Origin of the sequence: Spiroplasma sp. ald (assembly GCF_044714355.1) — a bacterium.
Classification (GTDB): domain Bacteria; phylum Bacillota_I; class Bacilli_A; order Mycoplasmatales; family Mycoplasmataceae; genus Spiroplasma; species Spiroplasma phoeniceum.
On record NZ_RXFY01000043.1, the window covers coordinates 1 to 8,198 of the forward strand.

Genomic DNA, 8,198 nt, shown 5'->3' on the forward strand with positions numbered 1-8,198 from the left:
TCATAATTTTAGATTCCTATAATTTCTATTTTAAATATATTTTATAGGAATTTTAAAATAACTAGGTTATGCAAGAAGTCTAATATATTCATTTTTGATGAAAACCTCTTATTTGTTAAGAGGTTTTATTTTTTAAATTCTACTTCTAAACAATATATTTTTGTTTGTTGTGATGGTAACTTATTAATTCATGGTTTTTGGTCAAGCGGAATTGTTTGATAATTAATGTCATCTTGATGGCCATCTCATGGTTCAACACAAATATATTTTGCATCATTTTGACATTTTCAAATTAATACATTTGGATAACCTTTTGTTATTAAACTAATTTCTCGAGTTGAATCAACAATTAAAACTTTGTTTGTTGTTTGTTTTAGTAACGCATAACATTGGCCAGTTGTAAAATCATATTGATTTATTAAAAACTGAGAATTTGTTTCTTTCTTCATTTCTGAACCTAAAAAAGCCCCACCAGGAATATGGGTAATTATTTGTGGATTATCAAAAATAATTTTACCAGTATGCTCATCACAAATAAATGCTGGATGTCAACCAAAATTATATGGCAATGGTTTTAAGTCAAGATTAGTAATCTTAACTTTATTAATTAATTTATTTGCTTCTAATTGATATGTTACTTCCAATTTAAACAAAAATGGATACTGATGATAAAATTCTTTTGTTGCTCTATATTCAATCACTAATGTATCTGCTGTATAAGTAAGAACTTTTCAAGCAGTAATTGCACGAAAAAACCCATGCCCCATCATCGTATAAATTTTATCTGCTAATTGATATTCATTATTAATTAACTTTCCTGTGATTGGAAAACAAATTGGTCACGATTTTTTTCATGTACTATCTTGTTGATAAATATATTCCTTGCCAGCTTTTTTTAATGAAATTAATTCAAACGGATCAGAACTAAGCGTTGCTTTTAAATTTTTGTTTTTTAAAAAATACATTATTTTTTATTTTCCTTTGCTGCTTTATGTCAACTAATAACCTGTTCGATGTGGTTTATTTTCCATAATATTAACACCTCCACTTGTTCCAATTCGCGTTGCTCCTGCTGTAATCATTGCTAAAGCATCATCTTTAGTACGCACTCCACCAGCTGCCTTAACTTGCATACGTTCTCCAACTGTTTTTTTCATTAGTTTAACATTGGCAATCGTTGCACCTGCTTTACTAAAACCTGTTGAAGTTTTAACAAAATCAAGACCTGCTTCTTCTGCTAACTGACACGCTTTAATAATTTCTGTATCAGATAATAAGCATGTTTCTAATATTACTTTTACAATATGTTGCCCAGCTGCTTTTTTACATGCTGCCATATCGGCACGAACTAAATCATAATTATTTGATTTAAACTGACTAATATTAATTACCATATCAATTTCTGTTGCTCCATCGGCTAATGCCGTTGAAATTTCTGTCACTTTTGTTATGGTAGCATTCGCCCCCAATGGAAAACCCACCACAACACAAACATTAACTGTAGTATCTTGTAATAAATTATGCGCTAATTGAACATAAGTTGGATTAATACAAACGGATGCAAAATCATATTCTTTTGCTTCAGCACATAATTTTTTAATCTCTACTATAGTTGCATCTGGTTTCAATAAAGTATGGTCAATATATTTATTTAATTTCATTTAATAATTCTCCCTGTTGTTCTTCATTGATTTGAACTGCTTCTAAAACACGAATCACCGCAATTGAGTAATCAATAACCGCTTCATTTCCAAATAGTCTCACTATTTATTATATTAATTATATTAATAAAATACTGTAATTCATAGTACATTTTATTATTATGTTCTGATCCTAATGGTAAAACTGTTGTTTGATTTGTAAGGCTATTATATTTTGTAATTGCTTCTAATTTTATTAGATTAGTAACATTAATTGTAGTATCATAACTTAAAATTTCACTAGGACTAATGCCTGTCGATGCTTTTGAACAAACAATACTAGTTAAAATATTATTACTATGTTGTAAAAGAACAGCATTATTAATATCAACACCATTCTTTAACTTATGACTCGTTGCTTTAACATCTTTGACCGGTCCAAATGAAAGCAACTGCTAATTCAACAGGATAAATTAACATATCATATAAAGAACCTTTTCCTAAAGTCTCATCAAAAACAGAGTTATATTGGTCTAATAAAACTTCTTTCATTCGACTTGAATACTGGTTGCAATGAAAACAAGCTAAAAAAGGTTTAATTTTATTAACATTTGTTTGTAAAATTTGATAAGCTGGCAAATGTAAGAGTTTAAAAGCTTCCATCAAAAAAACATTATTAATTTCTGCTATTTGTTTTAATTCAATTAATTCATGTGCAAAAAAAGTTGCCGGTTTTTCAACTAAAACATGCTTTTGTTATTGCAAAAAATACTTTGCTTGTTGATAATGAAAACCATTTGGTGAAGCAATATAAATAATATCAATATAATCTAACATATCTTCAAAATTATCTACAATATGGACTAATAAATTATTTTTTGAAGCAAAAAACTTAGCTTTTTCTAAACTACGTGAATAAAGGGAAGTAATTTTAACTCCTTGTACATCACGACAAGCATCAATAAATTCACTCACAATATTGCCTGTACCAATGGTTCCAATCTTTAACATAAAAGCACCTCACTATGTACCTTTCATTTTTGTTAAGTGTTGGTAAATTAGTTATTTCATATCAACATTAAAAATAATTGGTCGTATAAATAATTATAGGGTAACTTATATAATTTAAGAAATTAGAACACTTTAAGCATTCCACTTACACTATCATTTTAACTCAACCTATTTTATTGTCAATATTTATCTCGTAAATTTTTTATTTTTATTATTTTTACACACTAAAAAATAATTTTTATTTAATTCACATTTTTAAAATTAATAAATTAAAAACTAAATACTTAAATTTTGAATTTTAAGAACTTCAACTAAATTATTTTTATTAATTACAATATTTTTCATTTCTTTATTATTTTTCATATTTGTTTCACTATTAGTTTTAATCATTGAAGCAGTTAATAAATTATTAAAAGTTAATTTATTATAAATTTTACCTCCTCTACCTTTAACACTTTTTGCTTTCGAAATATCACCTTCCATATGACAACCAATATTATTGGAGAGAATTTGATTACGAATACCTTTTTCATTATTTTTAATATATTTAATTGTTTTTAATAAATAACTTCGTTTATTTCCAATAATATATGGCAAAAGAGAATTTAATAAATCTAATAATTCATCATATTTGCCATTATAAAAATAGTGTTTTGCTATATTATATTTTATTTCTTGCATTTTATTTCTTTTTCGATATGATCATAAATGTTCAATTTTTTTAACTAAATGATACTTATCTAAACTTACATCAAGAATATTATCTTTAAATTCTTTTGCAATAGCATTAGCAATAGTTTCAATATAATTTGCACCATCACCCAAAACTAAAATCTTTGTATCTTTTTTAATATTATAACTATGCATTGCTTCAATAACTTTATTTGTAAACACCTTAATATTTAGTTAAATTTTTAATTTTATGTGTAATATTATTCATTTCGAAAACACCTTTTTTATTTTCAATTACTGGTCTTTTTTCAGTTGATTTTTCCTTATCAAACCCAGTATGTATACTAGAAATTAATATATGTTCTTTTAGTTTTTCTTTGGTTTTATCATCTCGCATAGTTTGAAATGTACCATCCGCTTGAACATATATAGTATCTCCAGTAATATCTATTTTATTACTTTGATTAATATGAATATAGTCAATTTTATCTAAATCAATATTCTTATAAATATTTGATATTGTCATATTACTAACTTTTGAATCCGCAACTGTATCTATAACATCACTATATCTTTTTCCATCACCCATAAATGATAATATTTTTTCTCGTAATGAATTTTTTGTTCTTTGTCATTTTTTAATTCCCAAATATTCGTCTAACAAAAAAACATATACATTTCTTTTTAAAATTTCATCAAAATAATAATATCTTCTTCGCGGAATAGTTACATGGCATCTTTTTGTTATTATAGTTTTATTTCTTTTTTCTTTTATTTTATATTTTTGATATTGTGGATCTTCTTTTGTCATTTTAAACAATTCATCATCTTTTTTAATTAATTTTTTAGTAATATCTTCAATATATTTTTTATCATTTTCTTTTTCAGCATCTTTAAAAAAATCGATATTTGTAATCATTTTAGCATTTCCACTTTCTAATTATTATCAAATAATACTCACACACTAACTCTAATTTAAATATTTGTCAAATTTAATTTTAATAAAACAAGATTAAAAATAATTTTGTAATTGGAGGCGATAATTAATATTATTAACTATCTTAATTTTTATTAAAACAAACAATTATGGTTATCCCCATATGTATGGTAAAAAAATAGAAGTTAAAAAATAAATAATATTAATTATTTTAACAAGTAATGCAAGAAATCTAATAATCATCCCAATCTTCATATCTTCCTAAAACAGCTCTAAAAGAGTTTATATATAATGTCAATAGAAATTGAAAAAAAATATTCAAGGAAGAAAGGAAATAAATAATATGAAAAAACTTTTAGGATTATTAGGAACAATTATGGTAACTGGAAATGCAATACCATCAGTCATTGCAGCAGCACCCAATCGAAAACACAGTATTAAAAAAAGACAAAATAATGAAAACGCATTAACTACCCAAAAAACGAAAGATGACCAAAAATATCAATTTTCAACAACTTCAGATAGTAAAGTTGATATTATTNAAAAAGAAATTACTTTAAATGAAAATTATTCTGATAATATTCAAAAAATGTTACAAGAACTTATTTATGAAAATTATATTGATCCATTAAGAAGTATCAACATGGGTGGACTTATAAGTAAAGAGCTTGATAATAAAAAAATTATTTCTAAATTAGAAGAACTAGAGCCCAAAATGGCTAATTGATTTAAAAATCAACAAAATAACAAAGATAAAATATTAATATTGACATTAAAAAATAGTAATAGTAAAAGTATAAAATTAGTAATTAATTTAAATAATTTTTACTTATTAGGATTTATTAATAATCAGAATCAATATTTTTATTTTGATGATGAATTTTTAAAAAGAATAGAACAAATTAATCAAGAAGAAATCACAAAGCTTAATGATTTAAATGATAAATTAAATAATTTAAAAGAAAATAAACTTTTATTTAATGAAAAAAAAGTACAAGAATATTTACAACAAAAAAATGAACTTATTCCTCTTAAAGCAAAAGAAAAAAATAATAAAAAATTAAATTATAATAATGAATTAAATTCCTTAAATAAAAAAATTAGTAATTTACAGGGTGAAAATTTAAAAGATGATGAAGAAAAAATTAAAAATATAAATAATGCAATAATTAAGAAATATAATTGTCAAAAGATTAATTTAAATTATACAGGAGCATATTCAGAAGATGGATTAGTTGCTGTAATAAAAGAAAAAGACAAACCAACTATGGGAAAAGATATTATTCTTTCGAAAGATACTTTAAATAATGCAATTGCAAATTTAGCAAATTATAATAATAAACAAAATGAAAACATTAAAAATGATTTAGTAAGACTAATTTTTGTTACAAGTGAGGCAATGAGATTTCAATGTGATGAAAAAACTTTAGAAATTTTTGCAAATATTGAAAATAATGATGAATTAGAGAAAATAATTGCTGATAATAAAAATATATTAATAAATATTCAAGAAAAAATATTTATTGAAAATCAAACAATAAATTGGAAAGATTATACATCACAATTAAGAGGTGATTGAAAAAAATATTCAGAACAATTCAATAAATTTAGAATAGAAATTTGAGAACAATTAAAAAAAATCAAAAAAATAAGTAATTTTATGTCTGAAAATGAAGATAAAATTAATGAAATTTTTAAAAATAATGATGATTACGGAAAAATATTAAGTAATATAAAAAAGTTATTTAATGATTCAGATAAAATAAAATATAATGATTTTTTAGAACAATTTACAGAAATAAAACTACGGGAAAGACAATTAAAATTAATTAATTTTTTTAAAAAAAATACCAGCAAGCTAGAAAATAAATTATCTAATTTAAATATTTTAGAAGAAAAAGAAAAAATAATTAAAAATTTTAAAGAAAAATATACTGAAATTAAAAATGAAAAAATAGATTTAAATTTAAATGATAATAACAGTGCTTTTTTATTTGCTGTTATTCAAAATAATTTAGATTTTATTAATTTTTTATTAAAAATAAATAAAGATATAGAAATAAAAAATGTTGAATGATTAGATAAATGAACAGCCCTACATTTCGCGGTACAAAATAATAATTTAGAAATTGTTAAATTATTATTAGAAAAAGGCGCTAATGTTGAATTAAAAAATGTTGGTAATTTTACTCCATTGCATATTGCAGCATATAATAATAAAAATAAAGAAATTGTTGAGGAACTAATTAAAAAAGCTGAAAAATTATATGGTAAAAACTCTGAAGAATTTAAAAAATTTATAAATTCACAAACTAGCGAGAATACTGATAAAGTTACTCCATTGCATATTGCAGTACAAAATAATAATTTAGAAATTGTTGAATTATTATTAGAAAATTATGCTGATGTTAACGCAAAAAATAAAGATAATGCAACGCCTCTACATTTTTCTGCAAAAAAAGGAAATAAAAAAATTGTTGAATTATTAATTGAAAAAGCTGAAAAATTATATGGTAAAAACTCTGAAGAATTTAAAGATTTTATTAACGCAAAAAAAAGCAATAATGGTAAAACACCACTACATTTTGCCATAGAAGAACGGAAAAATGGGATTGTTAAATTATTATTAGAAAATCGTGCTGATGTAAATGCAAGAAAAACTAACAATGGTAAAACACCACTACATTTTGTGGCAGAATATAGTTTTACCAATAAAATTATTAAAATATTAATAGATAAAACCAAAGAAAAATATCAAAATGAACTTGAAAAGTTTAAAGAATTTATCAACGCGCAAACTTGAAACAAAAAAAAGACAGCTTTACATTATGCAGTACAATATGGTCATACAGATATTGTGAAAGAATTATTAAATCAAGAAAACATTGAGATTAATGTTAAAAATGAAGATAATAATGATACCCCACTACATATTGCCGTACAAAACGGTCATCTATCAATTATTAAAATGTTAATAAATAAAGCCAAAAAATTACATAAAGATAACCCTAAATACTTTGAAGAATTTATCAACTCAAAAAATAACAATGGTAAAACTCCTTTAGATCTTGCTGAAGAAAAAAATGAAAACAATATTTATCAAGAAACAATTGATTTATTAAAAAAACATAATGCTGTTAAAGGAAAAAAATCAGACGAATCAATGCAAATTGATTCAAATGAAAAAATAATGACAGAAACTATTGGCACACAAAACCAAAATATCAACATAACAAATCAAGAAAATTATGAAGTACCTAAAAAAATGAGTAGAATTGATAATGAATATGAAAGTAAACAAAAAAAAGAAATATATGGTTTATATATTAATAAAATTAAGGATAAAGATGAGGCAACATCTTTACATATAGCAATAAAAGATGTCAATAAAGATATGGTAGAATTTTTAATTACTAAATTAGGTGCTGATGTAAATGCAAGAAAAACTAACAATGGTAAAACACCCTTGCATTTTGCCATAGAAGAACGGAAAAATGAAATTGTTGAATTATTAATTAATCAAGGTGCTGATGTAAATGCAAGAAAAACTAACAATGGTAAAACACCCTTGCATTTTGCTGCACAATATAGTTATACAAATAAAGTTGTTAAGTTATTACTTGATAAGAAGGCTGATGTCGAAAAAATACATAATGATAAATGAACAGTCTTACATTATGCAGTACAATATGGTCATACAGATATTGTGAAAGAATTATTAACAAATAAAAATAGTAAAAACAAAATTGATATTAATTTTAAAAATACGAAAACAAAAAATACAGCTTTACATATTGCGGCACAAAACGGTCATCTATCAATTGTTAAATTATTATTAGAAAATCGTGCTGATGTAAATGCAAAAAATTCGGATAATAAAACTCCTTTAGATCTTGCTGAAGAAAAAAATGAAAACAATATTTATCAAGAAACAATTG

General features: G+C 23.5%; 8 protein-coding genes. 1 reads left to right on the top strand and 7 read right to left on the bottom strand.

From position 1 onward, the window contains the following. Nucleotides 1-125: 125 nt before the first annotated feature. From EHU54_RS03090 to EHU54_RS03120, 7 genes are all read right to left on the bottom strand, one after another. On the bottom strand, nucleotides 126-965 hold the full coding sequence (locus tag EHU54_RS03090; protein ID WP_400248879.1) for an aldose epimerase: 840 nt from the start codon (nucleotides 963-965) through the stop codon (nucleotides 126-128). A gap of 33 nt (nucleotides 966-998) precedes the next feature. Then, on the bottom strand, nucleotides 999-1,661 hold the full coding sequence (gene deoC, locus EHU54_RS03095; protein WP_400248880.1) for a deoxyribose-phosphate aldolase: 663 nt from the start codon (nucleotides 1,659-1,661) through the stop codon (nucleotides 999-1,001). Continuing rightward, the gene (locus EHU54_RS03100) at nucleotides 1,652-2,092 is read right to left on the bottom strand and encodes a hypothetical protein (protein WP_400248882.1); all 441 of its coding nucleotides are present in this window, start codon (nucleotides 2,090-2,092) and stop codon (nucleotides 1,652-1,654) included. The genes deoC and EHU54_RS03100 overlap by 10 nt, the downstream gene beginning before the upstream one ends. Continuing rightward, a complete protein-coding gene (locus EHU54_RS03105) occupies nucleotides 2,061-2,303 on the bottom strand; it encodes a hypothetical protein (RefSeq protein ID WP_400248883.1) in 243 nt (80 codons plus the stop codon). The genes EHU54_RS03100 and EHU54_RS03105 overlap by 32 nt, the downstream gene beginning before the upstream one ends. Nucleotides 2,304-2,396: 93 nt before the next feature. After that, nucleotides 2,397-2,651, bottom strand: a complete 255-nt coding sequence (locus EHU54_RS03110) for a Gfo/Idh/MocA family protein (RefSeq protein ID WP_400248884.1) — start codon at nucleotides 2,649-2,651, stop codon at nucleotides 2,397-2,399. Nucleotides 2,652-2,927: 276 nt separating this feature from the next. Continuing rightward, the gene (locus EHU54_RS03115; protein ID WP_400248885.1) at nucleotides 2,928-3,545 is read right to left on the bottom strand and encodes a hypothetical protein; all 618 of its coding nucleotides are present in this window, start codon (nucleotides 3,543-3,545) and stop codon (nucleotides 2,928-2,930) included. 1 nt (nucleotide 3,546) lies between these two features. Further along, nucleotides 3,547-4,242: a UPF0236 family transposase-like protein gene (locus tag EHU54_RS03120; RefSeq protein WP_400248886.1), complete on the bottom strand. Its 696-nt coding sequence runs from the start codon at nucleotides 4,240-4,242 to the stop codon at nucleotides 3,547-3,549. Between the two features lie 361 nt (nucleotides 4,243-4,603). On the opposite strand from EHU54_RS03120, the gene EHU54_RS03125 reads away from it, so the two are divergent. Beyond that, on the top strand, nucleotides 4,604-8,198 hold a 3,595-nt coding region (locus EHU54_RS03125), incomplete at its 3' end, for an ankyrin repeat domain-containing protein (RefSeq protein ID WP_400248887.1).